The following is a 21,749-nucleotide window of genomic DNA, read 5'->3' as shown; positions in this document are numbered from 1 at the left end:
CTCTCCCAAACAAAATTGTAGCCGCTATTCCAGATTATCCTCGATCCGGATAAAGCCGGTCTTCTGGCTGATGACGTCGAGCCGGTCGATCTCCGTCAGGGCGGCCTGCACGGCACCTTCCCGCGCTTCGTGGGTCATGATCACGATGGGCACCGGAGCTGCGTCGTCGGCCTGGTGCGAGGTCTGGACCATGGATTCGATGCTGATGCCGTGCTTGCCGAGTGCCCCGGCGATGGCGGCCAGCACGCCCGGCTGGTCCAGGGCGCTGAAGCGGAGCATGTATTTGCTGATGATCTCGGACATGGGTTTGAGCGGCAGGGTGGCCACCTGGTCGTCCATGAAGCCCAGGGGCGCCATCCTGCGTCCGGCGCCGGCCATCATGCTGCGTGAGAGCCCGATCAGGTCCCCCACGATGGCGCTGGCGGTGGGGTTCTGTCCGGCGCCCCGGCCGTAGAACATCACCGGGCCTACGAAATCGCCGCTCAGGCGGATGGCGTTGAACACGCCGTTCACCTCGGCCAGCGGATTGTGCAGGGGGATCATGGTGGGGTGGACGCGCGCCTCCACCTGGCCGTCGATGAGCTTGCCGATGGCCAGCAGTTTGATGCGGTAGCCGAACTCGCTGGCAAACTTCACGTCCAGGCCGCTGATGCGGGAGATCCCTTCGGTGTAGATGCTGTTGAAATCGATGCGGGTGCCGAAGCAGAGGGAAACCAGGATCGCCAGCTTGTGGGCCGTATCCACCCCTTCGATGTCGAAGGTCGGGTCCGGCTCGGCGTAGCCCAACTCCTGGGCGGCCTTGAGCACGTCGGCGAAATCCGCCCCCTCCTGGGTCATGCGGGTCAGGATGTAGTTGCAGGTGCCGTTCATGATGCCGAACACGGAGCCGATACGGTTGGCGGCCAGGTTGCCCTTGATGGAGGTCAAAACCGGGATGCCGCCCCCCACCGAGGCCTCGAACTGCACCTCCACCCCCTTGCGGGCCGCGGCGGCGAAGATCTCGTCGCCGTGCAGGGCCAGGAGCGCCTTGTTGGCGGTGACGATGTGCTTGCCCTTCTCGATGGCCTTGAGCACAAAGGTCTTGGCGGGTTCATAGCCTCCCACCAACTCGATCACCACCGAGATCTCGGGGTCGTCGAAGATGGCGTTGACATCGGTGGTGAGACAGGCGGGGTCCACCGTTACGCCGCGGTCGCTGGTGATGTCCAGGTCCGCGATCCTCTTCAGCACGATGCCGGCCCCGACCTTGCTGCGGATGACGTCCGCGTTCTGCTGGAGCAGTTTGACCACCCCGGCCCCGATATTGCCGTATCCTATCAAACCTACCTTGATATCGCTCATGACTAACCTCTTAAATATAGCTGCTCACTTTTTGCCACGGAGCCACAGAGACACGGAGAACGTCAAAGACGGAATCCCTTTTACAAGGATGAACAGGATGAAAGGGATACAATCTGAAATCCGGTCACCGGTGAAAGCATAAAGTTGCTTTGCTCGTTGATACTCTTGGTTTTCTCCGCGTCTCTGTGGCTCTGTGGCAGATTTATAAAGATTTTAAATCTGTTCTTCCGCCGCTTCCTCGGTTTTGGCGCACGCCTCGATCTCGTCCAGGATGCCGTTCACGAAGGCCGGTGAATCCTTATCCCCGAAACGGCGGGCGATCTCGATGGCCTCGTTGATGGTGACCTTTTTGGGGATATCGCCCCTGAACATCAACTCATAAGCGGCCAGGCGCATGACGTTCAGGTCCACCCTGGGCATGCGGGCCAGCGCCCAGTTTTTGGAACGGTCCCTGATGGCCGTGTCGATGGCTGCGCGATGTTCCTGCACCCCCACCACCAAGCCCTCGGCGAATTCCCTGGTCCTGGCCGGGGTGTCGGCCTGCTCCTCCCGGAAGGTCTGGAGGGTTTCACGCAGGCCCGAAGCCGGGTTGGCATCCAGGGCGTAGAGTATCTGCAGCGCCAGTTCGCGCGCTTCCCGTCGGATTCCCATTATTTAAGGGCCTTCAGCAGATTGGCGGTTTCGATGGCGCCCGTGGCGGCCTCGAAGCCCTTGTTGCCCGCCTTGGTGCCGGCACGCTCCACCGCCTGCTCGATGGTGTCGGTGGTCAGTACGCCGAAGATGACCGGCACGCCGCTTTCCAGCGATACCATGGCCACGCCCTTGGATACCTCGGCCGAGACGAAATCGAAATGGGGGGTGGAACCGCGGATCACCGCGCCCAGGCAGATGACGGCGTCGTACTTCCGGGATTCGGCCAGCTTCTTGGCGGCCAGGGGGATCTCGAAAGCGCCCGGCACGCGGGCCACGTCGATATCCTGGTCGGAAGCGCCGTGACGGATCAGGGAGTCCGTGGCCCCTTCCAGCAGGCGGTCGGAAATGAAGCTGTTGAAACGGGCGACAACGATACCGAACTTGAGTCCCTTGGCGTCCAGGTTGCCTTCAAAGAATTGTGGCATGGCGATCTCCTTGTATCGGCCGTTGACGATCCGCTCGTAGCGATGTCCAACAACCGCGAGTTTGTGGCGTAAAGAAACCGAAATATTATCATAATTTTTTGCGACAAGGGAGAAAAAAGTGCACTCGGGGCGGTTGTCCGGCAGGTTGTTGAAAAACTCAGGCTGTTCAAAAATAGTCGGATCGTCGCACCCGCAGTATAATCGTCTCCGGCGATTATCGGTGACGGAGCGACAGCGTCGTCATCCCGTTTAGCGGGACGCCGATAGGCGCTAAGATGGCTGTTTTTCAACAACCTCCCAAGGGCCGTGGAAGGCGATGGTCCCCTGGTAGTCGGCCACCAGGAAGCGGGGCGCCAGTTCCGGCGCATGCCGTTGGGCGGCGGTCCTGGCGTGGCCGCTGACCAGCTCCAGCAGGGCCGGGTCGAAGTTTGCGGCGATGACGATCTCCCGTGCGGTGTTGGCCGGGGCGATGGTGGTGGTGATGGTTTCCGGCAAGCCTGCCTCCCCGGCCCAGCCCAGGAGGGTGGACAGATCCAGCTCCGAGGCTGCGGCATGGGTGTTCTCGTGGCCGCAGGCGATCTTGAGCAGCTTGGCGAACTGGCAGGCCACAAACGGTTGGCTGTAGCCCCGTTTGGCGCAGGATTTGAGGGCATAGGCCACGTGGTCCCCCATCATGACGAAGGCCTCGTCCGGGAGCAGCACCCGCTCCCCGGTCGCGGGGTCCGTGACTGCGTGGTTCAGGTGATGCTGGGCCGCCATCTCGCTGGTGCGGCCGGTGGAAAGCACCACGTTGGTGCAGCCGCAGGCGCGGGCCACGTCCAGGGCGGTGTCGATGGTGTCGGTCCAGGCCTGGGCCGACAGGGGGCGGACGATGCCGGTGGTGCCGAGGATGGAGAGGCCCCCCACGATGCCGAGGCGGGCGTTCAGGGTCTTCTGCGCCCGCAGCTCGCCGTCCGGGATGCTGATGGTGACGCGGATGGTCCCGGTCCAGGCCGGAAGGGCGTCGCGCACCGCCTGTTCGATCATGCGGCGGGGCACCGGATTGATGGCCCATTCGCCCGGCGCCACGGCCAGCCCCGGCTTGGTGGCCTTGCCGATGCCCACGCCACCTTCGATGACGATGGCGCACCCCTCCTCAAAGTGGTCGGGCAGGGGAGGGATGAGCACCACCTGGGCGTGGACTTCGGCCCCGTTGGTCACGTCCGGGTCGTCGCCCGCGTCCTTCACCACGAAGCAGGCGGCCTCATTGCCGCCGAAGCGCGGGCCGTGCAGCGGGAACGTGGCCGAGACCCCGGCGGGCAGATCGATGGCGACCTCCCCGACCTCCGCCCGGCGCACGAGCATCAGGGCCGCGCCCTTGGCCGCCGCCGCGGCGCAGGCACCGGTGGTGTAACCGTGTCGAAGGGATTTCTTCATCTGGTACCTTGTGGCGTGAAATATTTTTGCGGGCTGTGAATAACCCAGGTTGTTCAAAAATAGTCAGATCGTCGCACCCGCAGAAGGCCCTGAGGAGGCGTAGCAGCGCTACGCCGCACGAAAGGGCCTTCGAGGACGGCGGCGTATAATTATGCGTGAGCATAATTATCGGTGACGGAGCGCTAGCGTAGTCATCCCGTTTAGCGGGACGCCGATAGGCGCTAAGATGGCTGTTTTTCAACAACCTCCTAGGCGGCGGCCATGATCGCCAGGGCGTTCATTACCGCCGCCGCCACGTTCGACCCCCCCTTGCGTCCCATGTTGGTGATGAAGGGGATGGAACCGTCCGTGGCCGCCAGGGCGTTCTTGCTCTCCTCGGCCCCCACGAAACCGACCGGCAGGCCGATGATCAGAGCCGGATGGGCTTTGCCTTCCCCGACGAGCCGCAGCAGTTCGAACAGGGCCGTGGGGGCGTTGCCGATAACGAAGATGCGGTTGTCCGGGTTTGCCACCGCCTTGCGCATGGCGGCGATGGAGCGGGTAATGCCGTTGCAACGGGCCGCCTCGGCCACGTCCGGGTCGGCCACGTGGCAGGAGACATGGCAGCCGAAGGGAGCCAGGCGGGCCTTGCTCATGCCGGACAGGGCCATGGTGGTGTCGGTGACGATGCCTGCGCCGCTCTTGAGGGCCGCCACCGCCTTCTCCACGGCCCCGTCGGAGAACACCATGGAGGCGGCATACTCGAAATCCGCGCTGGTGTGGATGCTGCGGCGCACCACCTGCCACTCGGCCTCGGGCCAGCCGTGGTCACCGGCCTCCTTGTCGATGATGCGGAACGATTCGGCCTCGATCTCCTCGGGCTTCATGGTGAGGGATTCCATCAGCGCCACCCCAGGGAGTCCAGCGCTTCGCCGATCCGCTCGCTCTCCACCTCGGCCAGTTTGCGGTGCACCCCCAGATGCGGGCCCATCTCCATGACCAGGCCGGGGTGGCGTTTCTGGGCCTCCTCGATCTCCTCGGGCAGGTCGTGGAGCACATGGGCGCCCATGAAGAGGAAGTAGGGCATGAGCAGGATACGCTCGGCCCCACGGTTCACGCAGGCGTCGATGCCGTGCTGGATGTTGGGTTCGTGCATCTCGCGGAACGAGACCTCCACGATCTCGAACCCGGTGATCTCCTGCACCATCTTAGCCACCTCGCGGGCGGCGTCGTTTGCCTGGGGGATGCGGCTGCCGTGGGCCATCAGCAGAATTGCGGTTTTCATTGTTCCTCGCTTGGGTATGTGAGTGGTGATGCGGGTGGTTTTCTCCCCTCCTAGTTTAGGAGGACCCTCTGGGGCCTAAAGGGCCGGGGGTGGTAGCCTGTAGTTTCTTTCCCTCTCCGCCAGCCTCCAACCCCCGCAACCCTTCCCACGGCCCGCTCAGCGGCTCCTCCACCTCTGCCTCGCCCAGGCGCTGCATGAGGGCGGCGATGAGCCGTGCCGACGGGGCCACGTCGCTGCCGGGGGCTGTCTTGCCGTGGGTGCGGGGCGGGTGCAGTTCGGGGGTGAGCCCCTTGATGGGGAGACCGGGGTTCATCACTTTTTTAAACCGTTGGGCGCGCCCCTCGTTGTTGACGTAGATCCCGGTCTGCTCCACCCAGGCGGTGGCGGGGAGGAGCACCCCGGCCCTGTGCGTGAAACCGGTGGGCCGCCAGTCGGCGGCGGCCAGCACGGCGACCCCTTCCGGCAGGTCGCGGGAAAGGTCGGCCTCGAAGGAGATGATCCCCTTGATCCGGCCGGAGGCCAATGCCGTTGACAGCGCCACGGCGTTGTGCTGCCGGGCCAGTTCGGCGCAGCCGAAGGCGTTGGGGCCGTCCAGGATAAAGGCCAGTTTGGCGGTACGGGGGACCGATTGCACGGCATCCAGCCCTTCCGCGGTTGCGCCGCAGATGATGACCGGGCGCTTGGCCTCCGCCAGGGGTAGGTCGGCTAGGGAGGTGACATGCGCGTACTCGAAGGGAAGGGGCTTAACTTCTTCCCTCTCCCGGCCTTCGGCCACCCTCTCCTTTAGGCCCCAGAGGGTCCGCTGGGAGAGGGTAGGCTCAATAAGGTAAATTTTAGCCCCGCTCCGCCAGGCCTGGCGCACGGCCAGGGCCATCATGGGGGCCTCTTCCAGCAGGTCGCATCCCACCAGGGCGATCAGGTCGGCGTTGCGCACGTCCTCCTGGGAGGCGCTGTCGTCCGCCGTCAGCAGTGCGGCCGCAGCCCCGGTCAGGTGGGCCTGGTCCGCATCGTCGAAATAGCAGAGCGCCCCGGCACCCAAAAACTCCCGCAGCCGGGCGGCCATGATGTTGCCCTCCAGGTCCATGCGGGGCGAGCCGACAATGGCCAGGGCTTGGGGGCCGTGCAGTTCCAGGAAATCTCCCAGGCGGGCCGCCACTGCGTCCAACGCCTCGTCCAGACTGACCGGCGTGCCGTCCACCAAGGCCTGGCGGGGGCGATCCGGGGCGTTGACAACCGCGTTGGCGAAGCGGCCTCTGTCGCAGATGAACCAGCCGTTGACGCGGTCGTTCCGGCGGGCCGTGGTCTTGAGCAGCTCCCGGTAGCGGGCCATGGGGACGGTGTTGCACCCAAGGGAACAGTGGGGGCAGACCGAGGGGGCCATGTCGTAGTCCCAGTAGCGGGCGCGGAAGCGGGCGGTCTTGTCGGTGAAGACCCCGGTGGGGCAGATGTCCACCAGATTGCCGGAGAAGGGGGATTGAAGCGGCCCTTCCTCCTGGCGGCCGAAGTAGACCATGGCGGCCCGCCCCATGACGCCGAAGTCGGTGCCCCCGGCATACTCCTGATAGAAGCGGACGCAGCGGTAGCACTGGATGCAGCGGTTCATCTCGTGTTCGATGTACTCACCCAGGTACTGGTTAACGTGGGTGCGCTTTTTACCGTCATAGCGCCGGATGCCGTGGCCGCCCGCGATGGTGTAGTCCTGCAACTGGCACTCGCCCCCTTCGTCGCACACCGGGCAGTCGTGGGGGTGGTTGATCATCAGCCACTCGATGACGCTCCTGCGCATGGACACCGCCTCGTCGTCGGTGGTGGAGACCACCATGCCGTCCTGGGCCGGGAGCATGCAGGACATCTGCACCCCCTTGACCGGGCCGTCCAGCATCTTCACGGCGCAGACCCGGCAGGCGCCGGCCTTGCCCAGGGCGGGATGCCAGCAGAAATGGGGGATGGGGATGTCCACCGACTGGGCGGCTTCCAGCACCGTAGTACCCTCGGGGACTTCAACCGGTATGTCGTCGATGATGAGTTTTGGCATGGCGTCACAATCTTATTGATAACGATTCCCTCCCCCAGCGGGGGAGGGCCAGGGAGGGGGAAGGCGAAGACCTATACAACTAATCCCCCCTCCTAACCTCCCCCCGCTGGGGGGAGGGATTTTTCTCCGTGTCTCTGTGGCAGATTTTATCTTTTAGCCTTTAACAGGGCATCTTCCTGCGGTGATGTGCTCCCGCACCTCGTCCTCGAACAATCTCAGCAGCCCTTCCACCGGGCCCATGGCGCCGGGGGCCAGGGCGCAGAAGGCGTAGTTCAGCTTGTGCACGTGGTCCCGCAGGATGTCCATGTCGGCCAGGTCGCCGCGACCCGCTTCGATCTTTTCCAGGATGTGCTGCACAAAGGGGAGCCCTTCCCGGCAGGGGGTGCACCAGCCGCAGGATTCGCGGGCATAGAAGCGGGTCAGGTTGAGGGTGGCGGCCACCATGCAGGTGGTCTGGTCGAAGACCACGACCCCGCCGGTGCCCAGGCGGGAACCGGCCTTGGCCACCGGGTCGAAGTCCATGGGCACAGCCCAGTGCTCCCTGGTGAAGTACGGGGTGGAAGCGCCGCCGGGGATGCAGGCCTTGAAGGTGCTGCCGGGGCGCATGCCGCCGCAGTGGGTGTCGACGATCTCGCCCAGGGGGGTGCCGATGGGCAGTTCCAGGCAGATGGGGTTCTGCACATGGCCGCTGACGCAGAAGAGCTTGGTGCCCGCCCCTTCCGGGGTGGCGGCCAGCCCCTTGAACCAGTCCGGGCCGTGGGCGACGATGGCCGGGATGTTGGACAGGGTTTCCACGTTGTTGACCACCGTGGGCTGGCCCCACAGACCCTTGACGGCGGGGAAGGGGGGCTTGGAGCGGGGATTGGCCCGGACGCCCTCCAGGGCGTTCATGAGGGCGGTCTCCTCGCCGCAGATGTAGCGCCCGGCCGACAGGTGCACGTCCAACTCCAGGCTGAAGCCGCTGCCGCAGATGCCCTTGCCCAGAAAACCGGCCTTGTGGGCCTGGGCGATGGCGTTTTTCAGATCGGAGGCGGCCTGTTCGTAGCCGCGGCGGATGAAGATGAAGGCGTGCTCCACCCCCAGGGCGTAGCTGGTCAGGGCCATCCCCTCCACCAGCAGGTGCGGGTTGTGTTCCAATAGCACCCGGTCCTTGTAGGTGCCCGGCTCCATTTCATCGCTGTTGCAGATGAGGTAGCGCGGCCCCGGCAGGTTGCGGGGGACGAACGACCACTTCTTGCCGGTGGGGAACCCGGCTCCGCCGCGTCCCCGCAGGCCCGAGTCGATCACCGTCTGCTGCACCTCGTCGGGGGACATGCCGGACAGGGCCTTTTTCAGGGCCTGGAAGCCCCCGGCGGCCAGGTATTCGTCGAAGGTCACGGTCCGGTCGGGCCGGTTATGGCGAAAGAGGATGGTTTCCATTGGTTTAGTGCTTTAAATTACCACTATAGTTCCCGCATGGCAAGCGCGGCACGCCAAATTAGCTTTAGGTCTCCCCTCTGCCTGCTCCAAATACTTCGAACCAATTGTTCCCATATTGTCCCAAAATAGCATTTATTACGTTAAATAACGTAGTATAATGTGATATTCATCATTGATTTATTGTTGTTTTATAGGTATTTTTATGCATAATTATTAATAAATATTTATACTATATGCGCTATTTAGCTATAAAAATCCTGGTTTGGGAGGTGATTCATGACGTTGTTCAGGAGTATTAACCTGGCTTGGAAGTTCACGATTTTTGCAGGGCTTTCCACAGTGTTCCTTTTGATTGCCATGATGGTTTCCTACCGGGGCATGCGGGGGACGAACGAACGTTTCGAACTCTACGCCGACAAGTACCAGACCCTCGGCTCCACGGTGGGTGAGATGCTGGCCCAGGGTCTCCAGACCGAACAGGCCATCCGCAACGTGATCCTCAATCCCGCGGATGAAAAAGCCTTCGCCAACTACAAGAAGGCATCCGAAGAGTTTCTCAAGCTGCACAAGGAGGCCACCGCAACCGCCGCCGGGATAAAGGACTATGCCAAGCGCCTGGATAAGCTGCCGCCCCTCTGGCAGGAGGGCGAGACCATCAAGGATGAGGTTATCCGCCTGGCCAGGGACGGCAAACAATCGGAGGCGATAGAGCTACTGGTGCAGAAGGAAACCCCCAAGTGGCGCCAGATCAAAGATCGGATCATCGAAACCCAGAACGACATAAAGAAGGATATGAAGGCCGAGCGGGCGTCGCTGGACGCCTTCACGGTGAAGACCTTCACCATGACCGTCGCCACCCTGGTCCTGACCATCGTGCTGGTCAATGTACTGTTGCTCGTGTTTTGGCGGGTCATGCAGAGTTCCTTCAACGAATTGATCGACCGTTTGCGGGATATTGCATCCGGTGAGGGTGACCTGAGCAAGCGGGTCGAGATCAAGGGCAAGGACGAGATGGCCCAGGCGGCACATTGGCTGAACCAGTTCATGGACAAGCTGTCCCATACCATATCAGGGGTTGCCGGGACCACCTCCACGTTGGCCTCGGCCACTTTTGAACTGAACGGCACCGCCGAGCAGATGGCTGTCAGCACTGAGGAGGTTGCCGCCCAGGCAAGCACCGTGGCGACGGCCAGCGAGGAGATGGCGGCAACGGGACTGGATATCGCCAATAATTGCCATATGGCGGCCCAGAGCGCCACCCGTGCGGTGGAAACGACCCAGAGAGGATTCGATGTGGTCAGGAAGACTGTTGACGGCATCCGCGATCGTGGCGCCCGGACCAAGGAAAACGCCCAGGCGGTTGCCTCCCTGGGTGATCGTTCCGATCAGATTGGCGCCATCGTGAGCACCATCGAGGATATTGCCGATCAGACCAATCTCCTGGCCCTGAACGCGGCCATCGAGGCGGCCCGGGCCGGCGAACAGGGGCGGGGGTTCGCCGTCGTGGCCGACGAGGTGCGGGCCCTGGCTGAACGCACCACGCGGGCCACCAAGGAGATCGGCGATATGATCCGGTCGATCCAGCAGGAGACCAGAAACGCCATCGTCTCCATGGAGGAGGGCGTCATCGGCACGGAGAAGGGCGCTCAGGAAGCGGCCCAGTTGGAGGTCTCGCTGCAGGAAATCCTGGAGCAGGTTAACGCCGTGACCATGCAGATAAGCCAGATCGCCACGGCAGCGGAAGAGCAAACCGCCACGACCAACGAGATCACCAGCAACATCCACAAAATCTCGGAGGTGATCATGGACGCCTCCCGAGGTTCCCAGGATACGGCTGCCGCATCATCCAGCCTTTCCCGTCTGGGGGAGGACCTGCGCAGTCTGGTGGGCCAGTTCAAGCTGGCCTAGATACCCGGTCTGCAATTCCTTTTATCGGGGACCTGGCGTCACGGGTCAACGGCTGGGGGAGTGCGGTGTTCGGCAATGATGGCCATGGCCTGTTCCGGGGAGACCGGGCCGAAGAGCCGGTCGCCGATCATCAGGGCCGGGCCGTTGCCGCAGTTGCCCAGGCAGCAGCAGGGGAGCAGGGTCACGGCGTTGTCGGCGGTGGTTTCGCCGGCAGCGATCCCCAACTGTTGTTCCAGATGGCGAAGAAGTGTCTCGCCACCCATGGCCCAGCAGGAGATGGAGTCGCACACGTGCACCACCGTCCGCCCCACGGGGCGGCGGTAGATCATCTCGTAGAAGGTGGCCAACTCTTCCACCTGCAAGGTGGAGAGCCCCAGGATGGCGGCGGCCTCGGCCACGGCCTCGTCGGTCAGCCAGCCGTAGTGGCGCTGCAAGCCCTTCATCACATCCACCGCCGCTTCGCGGTGGGTGACGGCTTGGGCCACGCGCTGTTCCAGTTCCTGTTTGAGCTGTGTCGGGATCATGGTCGTCGATTATCCTGAAAAATATGTTTGCCACAGAGCCGCAGAGACACGGAGAACGTCAAGGGCTGAACCTGAATAGTTTCTCCCCCCAGCGGGGGGAAGGAATCGTTAACCGGTTTTCGATTTTCCTCTGTGCCTTTGTGGCTCTGTGGCCAAGATGTCATTGTAGGGATTATAGTTGGTTTACAGATCGTGGCAAGGGGAAATCACGGCAAAAAACGTGCGAAGACCTGGTTGGAGAGGAGCATGCCGCGCCGGGTGAGGCGAATCCTGCCGCCGTCCGTTTCCAAGAGCCCCAGGGCGGCCAGCTTCGACACCTCCCTGCCGAAGGTCTCCTCCAGGCCGACCCCGAATTCCTGCCGGAACGTTTCCTCTTCTATGCCGTCCGCCATGCGCAGGCCCAGGAACATGAACTCGGCCAGGGCGTCCTGGCGGGTGAGGCTCTGCGTCTCCCCATGGGGAAGGCGGCCCTGGGCGATTGCCCCGGCATAGGCCTCCAGGTCTGCGGGGTTGCCGAAACGGACGCCGTACCCCCGCCGCAGGAAGGAGTGGGCCCCGCAGCCCAGCCCCAGATAGCCGTCCCGGCGCCAGTAGCCGCTGTTGTGGTCCGAACGGCGGCCGGGCAGGGCATAGTTGGCGATCTCGTAATGTTCGTACCCGGCGGCCGTCAACAGGTCGTCCGCCTCCTCGAACATGGCTGCCGCCAGGTCCTCGTCGGGCAGGAGCGGGCTATCGTCGGTGTAGCGCGCGGCAAAGGGGGTGCCCTCCTCCACGGTCAACCCGTAGACGGAGAGGTGTTCCGGCCCCAGGGCCAGGGCCTGTTCCAGTTCAGTGCGCCACAGGGGGAGGGTTTGGCCCGGCAGGGCATGGATCAGGTCGATGCCGATGTTGTCGAAGCCGGCCGTGCGGGCGGCCCGAAAGGCCTCCCCGGCCTCCGCCGCGCTGTGGATGCGTCCCAGTGCCGCCAGCATGGGGTCCGCGAAGGACTGCACCCCCAGGGAGAGGCGGTTGACCCCGGCGCTGCGGAAGGCCGCCAGCCGTTTTTGGTCCACGGTGCCCGGATTGGCCTCCAGGGTGATCTCGGCCCCCTGCCCCAGACCGAACAGGTCGGAGGCCCGCTCCAGGATCCGGGCTATGTGGGACGGATCGAGCAGGGAAGGGGTGCCGCCGCCGAAATAGACCGACGCCAGCGGTCTCTCCGCTCTGAAGGCCTGGGCGGCAAGGCCCATCTCCGCCAGCAAGGTTTCGGCGTAGCCGTCCAGGTCGGCGGAAGCCGACTCTTGGGAGACAAATGCGCAATACGGGCATTTGCGGCGGCAAAAGGGGATATGGAGGTACAGGCGTGTGAACATCAGGAGGTTACGCGGAGGTAAGGGGGCTCGTAACTGACGGCAACGCGGGTATCATTTCTTCTTCTGGTTTTTTATATGCTCTACAAAATGCTTGATGGCGGCGGGGAGAAGCGATAGCAGAACCACTGCAATGATCCCTAAAAATATCAACAATTTTTTGTCCGGCACACAACCCCCTCTGAAGTATCCGATTGTTTACCGTTTACTTATAAGAAATCGGGATAAATAATACAACAGAAAAACCCGCCATGGCACCTGCATCAGGAGTCATGGCGGGTTTGCGGCATGAGCAGGTTGTCCGCGCCGGTCCGGAGGAGGCCGACCATACTGTCGGTAAATTTGTGTCCATGGCTTCCTTATGGGATTGCAATTTCAGTTGGATTGGGTACAATGCCCCTTCATTCCAAATTATCACCAAGGAGATTTGTCATGAGACGCGCAGTTGCCATCCTGGTCGCTTTCGTCGCCGTCGCGTTCGTTACGGTTGCGGCCCAAGCCGAGAGCAGGGGCGAGCAGGTATTTAAACAGAAATGCGCCATGTGCCACATGGTCAAGGGTAAAGGGGGCGGCGCCATCGGCCCGGAACTGACCAAGATCGGCGCCAGGCTGAAGGGAAACGCCCTGAAGGCCCAGTTGGAAAATCCCAGGAAGAAGAACCCGTCCTCCGCCATGCCTTCTTTCGCTACCCTGCCCAAGGCGGAAATGGACGCCCTGCTGGGGTATCTGAAGACTCTGAAATAAATAGCGACGCGAACCGATGGCCCGCCGCGAGGCGGGCCTTTCTCTTTGGGGGATTATGCGACTGAGGGACGACCAGATACACCGCCTGGCCGAAAAGGTGTACAGCGACCTTGACGCCGAAGGGCTGATCAAGCCCAAGGGGGAGCGGAGCGCCGTGGTGGCCGGAATCGTCAAGGCCATACACAATGACTTCAACCGCGAGCAACTGCTGGAGCGGGACGCCGAACGGTTGCTGGACGAGACCGTTGCCGCCCTGGGGCGGGGCGCCGCGGAGATCGACCGGCGCAAGATGCTCAGGATGATCAAGGAAAAGCTGGCAAAGGAACGGAAGATCGTACTATGAGCCTCTCCGAAGACCGCATATCCAACATGGCCCACGAGGTGGTCAATCGCATCTGGCGCGACGACCTGGCCGATGTGACCGACGAAAGCCGGGCTCTGGCACGGGTCAAGCAATCCCTGGAGGCCTTCTTCGGCGCTGTCGAGGAGATCGACGCCACGGTGCGCGCCAAATTGAGGAACCACGCCCAGGGCAGCCGGGATTGGGAACTTCTCTACCAGAAGTTTTACCAGGAAGAGCTGGCCAAGCGGCATCTTTAAGAGGTTGTTGAAAAACAGCCATCTTAGCGCCTATCGGCGTCCCGCTCAACGGGATGACTACGCTATCGCTCCGTCACCGATAATTTTGCTCACGCATAATTATACGCCGCCGTCCTCGAAAACCCTTTTGTGCGGCGTAGCGCTGCTACGCCTCCGCAGGGCTTTCTGCGGGTGCGACGATCTGACTATTTTTGAACAACCTGAGTTTTTCAACAGCCTGTTAAGACCGACACGAAACGGAAAGATCACAGCGCATGCTCGATCCCGAACTGACAGCCCAACTCAAGCGGGTGCTGACCTCCGTGGAACAGCTCCTGCCACGGCCTATCCCGGCTATCGACTGGTCCGCCACAACCGCCGCCAACTGGCACCGCCATTCCTTTGCCGGTTATCTGGAACCCCTGGATGTGGTGGCGAGCATCTCCCTGGACGATCTTCTGGGCATCGACGAGCAGAAACGGATGGTGGAGGAGAACACCCGCCAGTTCCTGGCCGGGCTGCCGGCTAACAACTGCCTGCTGTGGGGGACCCGGGGAACCGGCAAGTCGTCCCTGGTGCGGGCCATCCTCAACAGCTACGCGTCCCAGGGGCTGCGGGTGATCCAGGTGGACAAGGACGACCTGGTGCACCTGCCCGATATCGTCGACGTCATCAAGAACGAGCCGTACCGTTTCCTCGTGTTTTCCGACGACGTCTCCTTCGAGACCGGGGAGTCCAGCTACAAGATGCTGAAGAGCGCCCTGGACGGTTCGGTGTACGCGCCGCCGGAGAATGTCCTGATCTACGTCACCTCCAACCGCCGCCATCTGCTGCCCGAGTACGAAAGCGACAACCGCGGGGCCATGCTGTATAATAACGAGATCCACCACGGCGAGGCGGTGGAGGAGAAGATCTCCCTGTCCGGGCGCTTCGGCCTCTGGGTGGGCTTCCATCCCTTCAGCCAGGACCAGTACGTGGAGGTGGTCCGCCAGTGGGTCGGCAAGTTGTGCGTCAAACTGGAGACCGAACAGATCTGGGATGAAGAAGCCCGGCAGGCGGCCATCCTCTGGTCCCAGCACAAGGGGGACGCCAGCGGCCGCATCGCCTACCAGTTCGCCAGCCATTGGGTGGGAAAGCGGCTCTTGGCCCGGGGGTAGGGAGAAAAGTCAACGTCCGCCACAGAGACGCGGAGACGCAGAGGTACACGGAGAAAACCGGCAAAGCAAACAAAGGCCGGCTCTCGCAAAGTTCACAAAGGTACAGAGAAAACAAGGCAGTTGAACCGCAGGTTGACGAATCATTACCGCAGGGCCATGGGCACTCGTCCGCGGCCTTTTTTCACGAAAGGCAGGTTCACGTTGCAACGACCGTACAAACCGCTTCTTATCGCCCTGACCGGCGTTTCCCTTTGTTTTACCGCCGCGGTCCCCTCCCGCGCCGACGATCTGGTGCCCCTGGCCGCCGCACAGTTTCGGAATAAGGATTACGGCGACGCCTATATGCTGGCGAAGAAAAGCGCCGCATCGCCCAAGCGCAGCTTTCTGCTCGGTATGGCGGCCTTGCGCCTGGGAAAGGCGGACGAGGCCCTGCCCCTGTTGATGGAGGCGGAACAGAAACTGCCGTTGGTCGCGGACTATGCGGCCCTGTACCAGGCCGAGTCGCTCCTGAAGCTGAAGCGGTATGCCGAGGCCGCCGCCAAGGCCGCGGCCATTGGCAAGGCCTATCCTTCCTCCCTGCTGCTCCGCCGCGCCGACAAACTGGCCGCTGACAGCCTGTTCGGGGCCGGAGATTACCGCGGGGCGCTCAAGGCGTACCAGGCCTTTGTGGAGCGGTACGCGTCCGGCGGCGATTCGGTGGATGCCCTGTTCCAGTCGGCCCGCAGCCGGGAGGAGAACGGCGACAAGGCCGGCGCGGCCCTGGTCTATCGCAGCATCTGGCTGAACAATCCGACCTCGACCCAGGCGAAACAAGCCCGGGAGCGGCTGGCCGACCTGGAAAAGGGCGGCGTCGCAACCGCCCCGTTTACGGCCGAAGAGCTTTTCCGGCGGGCCTCCGGCCTGTATGCCCGGAACGAGTTCAGCGCGGCCCTGAAGATGATGGCGACGATCCCTGTCGACGGCCAGCCGGCCGGTTTCGCCGGCCGGGTGGATTTCCGCACCGGCATGGCCCAGTATCGCCTGCGGAACTTCAAGCTGGCCGAGACGTACTTCCTGCGGGCAACCGCCAGCCCCGTGGAGGGCGTGCGCTCCGAGGCGCGCTTCTGGCGGGCCAAGTCGCTGGAGCGCCAGGGGCAGGTTGATCAGGCCTTTGCCCTCTACATGGAGATGGCCGGTGAAGGGAAGAAGCAGGAGTTCGCCGACGACGCCCTGATGGAAGCGTCCGGCCTGCGTAAGAACATGGGGCGTTTTGCCGAGGCGTCGCGCCTGTACGAGCAGGTTTTCAAGAGCTTCCCCGATTCGAAATTCGTGCCCCGCTCCACCTGGGAGGCCGCCTGGTGCCGCTATCTGGCCGGCGAATACGCCGATGCCGCCGAAGCGTTCAAGGCGCAGCTGAAGGACGACGGCGTGCGGGAAAAAGCGTTGTACTGGCTGGCGCGGGCGCTGGAGAACGTGCCTTCCGCCGATGCCGCACCCTATTACCGTCAGCTTCTGGATGAGTACCCGGCCGGATTCTACGCCACCTGGTACCGGGACCGGACGGGCATTGCCGATCAGCGCCCGTCGCTGGGCCAGCGTAATGCCCTGGCGGAGCTGCCCCTGCCGTCCGGCTTCGAGAAGCCGCGACTTCTTGCCTCCCTGGGGATGGCGGAGGATGCGCGGGTCGAGATGTCGGTTGCCCGCAAAAAGCTCGGCGACAGGAATGTGTCGTTTTCTGGCTTGGCCCGCGTCTACCTGGAGATGGGGGACTATGGCTCCGCCATCTCCCTGTTCCTGCAAAACCGGCCGATAAAGTGGGAACCGGCGAGCCTGCCGCTCTGGGCGGCCGGCTATCCGGTCGCCTATGGGGATCACATCCGTCAGCAGGCCGCCGTCAACGACCTCTCGGAAGGGTTGGTCTTGGCCCTGGTCCGCGCCGAGAGCTGTTTTTCCCCGGCGGTAAAATCCGGCGCCGGGGCCATCGGCCTGATGCAGCTCATGCCGGCCACCGCCGGGCAGGTGGCGCGGGAGAAGGGGCCTTTCGACCCGCAGCGCCTGGTTTCCCCCGATTGCAACCTCATGTTGGGTACCCGGCATCTCCGGGACCTGCTCAAGCGGTTCGACGGGGATGTGGTCTATACCATCGCCGCCTACAACGCCGGTGCGGGCGCCGTGGACCGGTGGAGGAAGAACTTCAAGGGATTGAAGAAGGACGAGTTCATCGAAAGCATCCCCTATCAGGAGACGCGGGAATACGTAAAGAAGGTCTACGCCACGGCGGCCACCTACCGGAAGTTGTACGGGTTTAAATAGCTGCGGCGGAGTGATTGGTGAGGGGGAACCTGGGACTTATGAGATCAATGGGACTTATGGGATCAATGGGACTTATGGGATCAATGGGACTTATGAGATTAATGGGACTTATGAGTCTTATGAGTCCCATAAGTCCTATAAGTCCTATAGGTCCCATAAATCCCATAAATCCCATATCTTCGTCAATTCAGCCTGGGGGGTAAAGGGTGGTCGCCGCTTTTGTCCCGGTGCGCCTCCAACCCGTCGAAGAGCGTCGCCAGTATGGCCGGGTCCAGTTGCTTGCCCGACATGGATTGCATGATCCCCCGGGTTTCATCATAGGAAAATCCGGGGCGGTAGGGGCGCGAGGAACGCAGGGCGTCGTAGACGTCCGCCGCCGCCACGATCCTGGCTTCCAAAGGTATGTCCTGCCCTGCGAGGCCCAGGGGGTAGCCCCCGCCGTTGTAGTATTCGTGATGGTGCAGGACGATATTCACCACCATGGCCGGCATGTTGGCGGCCTCGGCCACGGTCGCCCCCCAGAGCGGGTGCTTGCGGATGACCTCCATCTCCTCGTCGTTCAGGCCCCGGTCGGCATTCAGGATCGCCTCGGGAACGCCGATCTTGCCGCAGTCGTGGAGCCAGCTTCCCACCTTGATGTCGTGCTTTGCCTCCATGTCGAGCCCCAGTTTCCGGGCGATGATCTCCGCATAGGTGGCCACCCGGTCGCAATGCCCCTTGGTAAGGGTGTCTTTCAGCTCGATGGTCTGCCCCAGGGCGTGGAGGAGGAACTCCATATCCTCGCTGGAAGCCCGCAGCATCCGGTAGCGCCGAACGCCGTCGCGCACGGCGGCGATCATCTCGGCATCCTGCCACGGCTTCGAGAGAAAGCGGAAAACCTCGCCGCTGTTGATGGCGCCCACCGCCATGTCGAGGTCGGCCTTGGAGGTCATGAGGATTTTGACGATGCTGTGGGAAAACTCCCGCATGCGGTGGAAAAGTTCCAGTCCGGTCATCTCGGGCATGTAGTAGTCCGACACCACAATGGCGACCGGCTCGTCCCTGATGATCGACAGGGCTTTGACCGGGGAGTTGCAGGTCAGCACATTGGCGCCCACCTCGGTCAAAAGTTTGGCCGTGTAGTTCAATATGGCTTTATCATCGTCCACGACTAGAATGATTTCCTGCATGCACCCCCCGCCGTCCGATTTTGGATTCGGTTAAAATAGGTCTCCGGCGTGCCGCCGTCAACAATAAATAACTTAATTATTCCATGCTAATAATTCTTGCCAATTGCATTTGGCAGGGTATTTTCGTATAGTCTCTGCCTTAACTTATTCGTGGGGGGACACATGATTCAGATCGATTTCGACAAGATGGGCGGCCTGATCCCGGCCGTTATCCAGGACCACGCCACGGGCGAGGTGCTGATGGTGGCCTTTATGGACAAAAAGACCCTCGACCTGACCCTGGAGAGCGGCAAGACCTGGTTCTTCAGCCGGACCCGCAACAAGTACTGGATGAAGGGCGAGGAGTCGGGCAACACCCAGGAGGTGGTAGAGGTCCTGACCGACTGCGACGCCGACACCGTGGTGATCAAGGTGAAGCAGAACGGCCCGGCGGCTTGTCATACGGGTAATCGCAGTTGCTTTTACGTTAAGTGGGAGAATGGCGAATGGGTGGAGCATAGCAACCCGCTCTTTAACCCGGACGAGGTCTATAAAAAGGGATGAATGCGCCTTTTCCGCAATCCCGGCGTTGACCTTCGGGATGCTGTCGTGCGACGTAGCGCTGCTACGCCTCCCCGGCAGCCCTCGGTCGCCTTGGCCTTGCGCAAAAATCGCATCCACCAGGAAAATCAAAATCGACATCATGCGAGGTTGTTATGAGTAATGTACTGAACTTCGGGATTCCCAAGGGGAGTCTCGAAAACGCCACCGTCGAGCTGTTCAAAAAAGCCGGCTGGCAGATCAGCATCTCCTCCCGCAGCTACTTCCCCGGCGTTGACGATAGCGAGATGAACTGCAAGCTGATCCGTCCCCAGGAGATGGGCAAGTACGTGGAGCGGGGCACCATCGACGCCGGGATCGCCGGGCGCGACTGGGTGCGGGAGAACGAGGCGGACGTGGTGGAGGTCTGCGAGATGGTCTACTCCAAGGTGTCGCGCCGCCCGGCCCGCTGGGTGCTGGTGGTGGCCGGCGACTCCAAGGTCCAGGGACCGGAAGACCTGCACGGCGCCACCATTTCCACCGAGCTGGTCGGCTTCACCAAGCGCTACTTCGCCGAACGCAATATCCCGGTGAGCGTGGAGTTTTCCTGGGGCGCCACCGAGGCCAAGGTGGTTGACGGCCTGTGCGACGCCATCGTGGAGGTGACCGAGACCGGCTCCACCATCAAGGCCAACGGCCTGCGCATCGTTTGCGACCTCATGGAGTCCGTGCCGGTCATGATCGTCAACAAGGCCGCCTGGGCCGATCCCTGGAAGCGGGAAAAGATCGAGCAGATCGCCACCCTGCTGAAATCCTCCCTGGCCGCCGAGGGGATGGTGGGCCTCAAGATGAACGCCCCGGCCGACCGGATCGAGGCCATCACCAAGGTCCTGCCCAGCCTGAAAAACCCCACCGTGTCGCACCTGTACAACTCCGACTGGCTCTCGGTGGAGAGCATCATGTCCGAGAAGGATGTGCGGCGGGTGGTGCCGGAGCTTTTAAAACTCGGCGCGGAGGGAATTATCGAGTATCCGTTGAATAAAATCATCTAAGAGGAACGCAATTTTTTCACAAGGCCAAGGCGACCGAGGGATGCCGAGGAGGCGTAGCAGCGCTACGTCGCACGAAAGCATCCTGAAGGTCAACGCCGGGATTGCGGAAAAGGCGCGTTCCGGGGAGAAACATTTATGACCTGTACGAGAACCGGCGACGACTGCCGCTGCACCTACACCCCGGCCTGTCCGCGGCGCGGCAACTGCTGCCAGTGCGTGGCCTATCACCGGGACAAGAGCGAGGCGACCGCCTGCATGTTCACCCCGGCGGGCGAGAAGACCTACGACCGCTCCCTTACCCACCTGATGCGCGACCGCAAGATTTCCCTGTAGCGGCGCGCCGCCCGGAACGTTCCCCCTCCTAAATTAGGAGGGGAGGAAGACACACCCCACACACCATGCTCACCTTCGATATCACCCACATCGACCATTGCCGCAGGCTGGAAAGCTTTCTGCGCACCCTTATGCCCGGCGCCTCCCCCGGCTATTGCCGCAAGCTGATCAAGAACGGCGCGGCCAAACTCAACGCCGCCACCGCAACGCCTGACACGCTTTTAGCCGTGAACGACCGGGTGACCCTCAAGGAAAGCTCCGCCACCACCTCCCTGCTCAGCCAGACCCGCCCTGCGCTGGACCTGCTCTACGAGGACGACCAGGTGGCCATCGTCAACAAACCGGCCGGCCTCCCCATGCACCGCACCGCGGAGCTGGAGGACAATCTGGTGGACGAGGGGACGGCCTACATGGCCCGGCGCGGCACCCCCTGCAAGCTCTACCCGGTGAACCGCCTGGACCGGGGAACGTCCGGGGCCGTGATCCTGGCCAAGAGTTCCTCGGCAGCGGGCATGTACGGCCGCCAGGTCAAGGAGACCGGCCTGGACAAGCTCTACCTGGCGCTGGTGAAGGGAGTTCCCGACGAGAGCGGCGTCATTGCCGAGCCCCTGGACGACAAGGAATCGGAGACCCGTTACACGATCCTGCTGCACGGGGAGGGGAACGCCCTGTTGGCCGTGACCCCCATCAGCGGACGCATGCACCAGATCAGGCGGCACCTGGAGATGATCGGCCACCCGGTGCTGGGGGACAAGCGCTACGGCGCGGGAGAGTTGCCCGATTACGACGGGTTTGCCCTCCATTCGTTCCGCACGGTCGTGGTCAGGCCGGAGGCAGGGCCGCTGACGGTCTGCGCGCCGCTGCCGGATGGGTTCTGGGGGCTGGTGCAGCGGTATCTCGGGCAGACGCCTGATGCGGTTATTGCGCGGCTGGGGGTGTGTTTGGCCGTGGGCGGGGCAGGGGCGTAGAGGGCTGAAACTTGCTGGACTCTTCTCGTAAAAGCCTGTATATCAAACCTTAGATGGGGGGGTGCTAAGTTATTTATAATAGCTTCTTCATTCTTCATAAAACGAATAATGGAGACGGGACTCTGCGGATTACACTTTTATGCGATCAAAGGATCAAACATGAAAAAGGCACTTATGGTCTTTTTAGCATTTACGCCAATTTGGGGGGCGGCTATCTCTGCTCCTGTCGTCTGCAAGATAAGCGGTTCTACGTTTGCAACTGCTGTTAATCAAGGAACAATGGTAATCCGTTTTTTTTGGTTGGTGGCGTTCCTCTTTCTGTCTATTGTTCCAATAAAAATTGCTAAAGAGCTATCTGATCCCTCCTATAGTAAAAAAATAGAGATTTTAGGCGCTGTTTTATGGCTGCCAGGATCTTTTTTGAATTACTACATTATAAATAACATTCTGTGACCCAATAGGATCGCATCGACAGTAACTCCAAGAAGGAGATGCAAATCAACGTAACCTACGAATTGACCTATTTTGCTTCACTCGTAGGCCATCCGTAAAGCCACCTCCC

General features: G+C 62.1%; 22 protein-coding genes. 11 read left to right on the top strand and 11 right to left on the bottom strand.

From position 1 onward, the window contains the following. Nucleotides 1–24: 24 nt before the first annotated feature. From LDN12_RS11810 to nuoF, 8 genes are all read right to left on the bottom strand, one after another. A complete protein-coding gene (locus tag LDN12_RS11810; protein WP_223922862.1) occupies nucleotides 25–1,341 on the bottom strand; it encodes a homoserine dehydrogenase in 1,317 nt (438 codons plus the stop codon). Between the two features lie 213 nt (nucleotides 1,342–1,554). Further along, nucleotides 1,555–1,992 carry a transcription antitermination factor NusB gene (gene nusB / locus LDN12_RS11805; RefSeq protein ID WP_223922861.1) on the bottom strand — a complete coding sequence of 146 codons (438 nt, stop codon included), beginning with the start codon at nucleotides 1,990–1,992 and terminating at the stop codon, nucleotides 1,555–1,557. Continuing rightward, nucleotides 1,992–2,459: a 6,7-dimethyl-8-ribityllumazine synthase gene (gene ribE / locus LDN12_RS11800; protein WP_223922860.1), complete on the bottom strand. Its 468-nt coding sequence runs from the start codon at nucleotides 2,457–2,459 to the stop codon at nucleotides 1,992–1,994. Before ribE ends, nusB begins: the two co-directional genes overlap by 1 nt. Before the next feature lie 270 nt (nucleotides 2,460–2,729). Beyond that, nucleotides 2,730–3,875 carry a cobalt-precorrin-5B (C(1))-methyltransferase CbiD gene (cbiD, locus tag LDN12_RS11795; protein ID WP_223922859.1) on the bottom strand — a complete coding sequence of 382 codons (1,146 nt, stop codon included), beginning with the start codon at nucleotides 3,873–3,875 and terminating at the stop codon, nucleotides 2,730–2,732. A 248-nt stretch (nucleotides 3,876–4,123) separates the two neighbouring features. After that, entirely contained in the window at nucleotides 4,124–4,756 is a 633-nt protein-coding gene (locus LDN12_RS11790; protein WP_223922858.1) for a precorrin-8X methylmutase, read from the bottom strand. Then, nucleotides 4,756–5,157: a sirohydrochlorin chelatase gene (locus LDN12_RS11785; RefSeq protein WP_223924060.1), complete on the bottom strand. Its 402-nt coding sequence runs from the start codon at nucleotides 5,155–5,157 to the stop codon at nucleotides 4,756–4,758. Before LDN12_RS11785 ends, LDN12_RS11790 begins: the two co-directional genes overlap by 1 nt. Before the next feature lie 37 nt (nucleotides 5,158–5,194). Then, nucleotides 5,195–7,174, bottom strand: coding sequence for an NADH-quinone oxidoreductase subunit NuoG (nuoG, locus tag LDN12_RS11780; protein ID WP_223922857.1), 1,980 nt, complete (start codon nucleotides 7,172–7,174; stop codon nucleotides 5,195–5,197). 153 nt (nucleotides 7,175–7,327) lie between these two features. Then, complete coding sequence (nuoF, locus tag LDN12_RS11775; protein ID WP_223922856.1) at nucleotides 7,328–8,593, bottom strand: NADH-quinone oxidoreductase subunit NuoF; 1,266 nt, start codon at nucleotides 8,591–8,593, stop codon at nucleotides 7,328–7,330. 276 nt (nucleotides 8,594–8,869) lie between these two features. Here nuoF and LDN12_RS11770 point away from each other — a divergent pair, with 276 nt between their 5' ends. Next, complete coding sequence (locus LDN12_RS11770; protein WP_223922855.1) at nucleotides 8,870–10,501, top strand: methyl-accepting chemotaxis protein; 1,632 nt, start codon at nucleotides 8,870–8,872, stop codon at nucleotides 10,499–10,501. A 38-nt stretch (nucleotides 10,502–10,539) separates the two neighbouring features. Here the strand turns inward: LDN12_RS11770 and nuoE are convergent, their stop codons facing one another. After that, nucleotides 10,540–11,025, bottom strand: coding sequence for an NADH-quinone oxidoreductase subunit NuoE (gene nuoE, locus LDN12_RS11765; RefSeq protein WP_223922854.1), 486 nt, complete (start codon nucleotides 11,023–11,025; stop codon nucleotides 10,540–10,542). A 206-nt stretch (nucleotides 11,026–11,231) separates the two neighbouring features. After that, nucleotides 11,232–12,377, bottom strand: a complete 1,146-nt coding sequence (hemW, locus tag LDN12_RS11760) for a radical SAM family heme chaperone HemW (protein WP_223922853.1) — start codon at nucleotides 12,375–12,377, stop codon at nucleotides 11,232–11,234. A gap of 429 nt (nucleotides 12,378–12,806) precedes the next feature. Here hemW and LDN12_RS11755 point away from each other — a divergent pair, with 429 nt between their 5' ends. From LDN12_RS11755 to LDN12_RS11740, 5 genes are all read left to right on the top strand, one after another. Continuing rightward, nucleotides 12,807–13,118, top strand: coding sequence for a cytochrome c family protein (locus LDN12_RS11755; RefSeq protein WP_223922852.1), 312 nt, complete (start codon nucleotides 12,807–12,809; stop codon nucleotides 13,116–13,118). 55 nt (nucleotides 13,119–13,173) lie between these two features. Next, nucleotides 13,174–13,461 carry a DUF507 family protein gene (locus LDN12_RS17820; protein ID WP_238482102.1) on the top strand — a complete coding sequence of 96 codons (288 nt, stop codon included), beginning with the start codon at nucleotides 13,174–13,176 and terminating at the stop codon, nucleotides 13,459–13,461. Next, nucleotides 13,458–13,718 carry a DUF507 family protein gene (locus LDN12_RS17815; RefSeq protein ID WP_238482101.1) on the top strand — a complete coding sequence of 87 codons (261 nt, stop codon included), beginning with the start codon at nucleotides 13,458–13,460 and terminating at the stop codon, nucleotides 13,716–13,718. Before LDN12_RS17820 ends, LDN12_RS17815 begins: the two co-directional genes overlap by 4 nt. Before the next feature lie 254 nt (nucleotides 13,719–13,972). Beyond that, nucleotides 13,973–14,854: an ATP-binding protein gene (locus LDN12_RS11745; RefSeq protein ID WP_223922851.1), complete on the top strand. Its 882-nt coding sequence runs from the start codon at nucleotides 13,973–13,975 to the stop codon at nucleotides 14,852–14,854. A gap of 201 nt (nucleotides 14,855–15,055) precedes the next feature. Then, entirely contained in the window at nucleotides 15,056–17,146 is a 2,091-nt protein-coding gene (locus tag LDN12_RS11740; RefSeq protein WP_223922850.1) for a transglycosylase SLT domain-containing protein, read from the top strand. Nucleotides 17,147–17,328: 182 nt separating this feature from the next. Here LDN12_RS11740 and LDN12_RS11735 read toward each other — a convergent pair whose 3' ends face one another. Continuing rightward, nucleotides 17,329–18,315, bottom strand: coding sequence for an HD domain-containing phosphohydrolase (locus LDN12_RS11735; protein ID WP_223922849.1), 987 nt, complete (start codon nucleotides 18,313–18,315; stop codon nucleotides 17,329–17,331). Between the two features lie 162 nt (nucleotides 18,316–18,477). Here LDN12_RS11735 and hisI point away from each other — a divergent pair, with 162 nt between their 5' ends. The 5 genes from hisI (at nucleotide 18,478) to LDN12_RS11710 (ending at nucleotide 21,640) form a co-directional block, all read left to right on the top strand. Then, the gene (gene hisI / locus LDN12_RS11730) at nucleotides 18,478–18,858 is read left to right on the top strand and encodes a phosphoribosyl-AMP cyclohydrolase (RefSeq protein ID WP_223922848.1); all 381 of its coding nucleotides are present in this window, start codon (nucleotides 18,478–18,480) and stop codon (nucleotides 18,856–18,858) included. A 152-nt stretch (nucleotides 18,859–19,010) separates the two neighbouring features. Continuing rightward, the gene (gene hisG / locus LDN12_RS11725) at nucleotides 19,011–19,886 is read left to right on the top strand and encodes an ATP phosphoribosyltransferase (protein WP_223922847.1); all 876 of its coding nucleotides are present in this window, start codon (nucleotides 19,011–19,013) and stop codon (nucleotides 19,884–19,886) included. Nucleotides 19,887–20,021: 135 nt separating this feature from the next. Next, on the top strand, nucleotides 20,022–20,219 hold the full coding sequence (locus tag LDN12_RS11720; RefSeq protein WP_223922846.1) for a hypothetical protein: 198 nt from the start codon (nucleotides 20,022–20,024) through the stop codon (nucleotides 20,217–20,219). Between the two features lie 65 nt (nucleotides 20,220–20,284). Beyond that, a complete protein-coding gene (locus tag LDN12_RS11715) occupies nucleotides 20,285–21,187 on the top strand; it encodes a pseudouridine synthase (protein ID WP_223922845.1) in 903 nt (300 codons plus the stop codon). A 159-nt stretch (nucleotides 21,188–21,346) separates the two neighbouring features. Continuing rightward, nucleotides 21,347–21,640, top strand: coding sequence for a hypothetical protein (locus LDN12_RS11710; RefSeq protein ID WP_223922844.1), 294 nt, complete (start codon nucleotides 21,347–21,349; stop codon nucleotides 21,638–21,640). Nucleotides 21,641–21,749 lie beyond the last annotated feature (109 nt).

It is taken from the genome of Geobacter sp. AOG2 (assembly GCF_019972295.1).
Classification (GTDB): domain Bacteria; phylum Desulfobacterota; class Desulfuromonadia; order Geobacterales; family Pseudopelobacteraceae; genus Oryzomonas.
The sequence above is the reverse complement of the archived record's forward strand: the minus strand, read 5'-3'. Positions and strand labels throughout refer to the sequence as shown.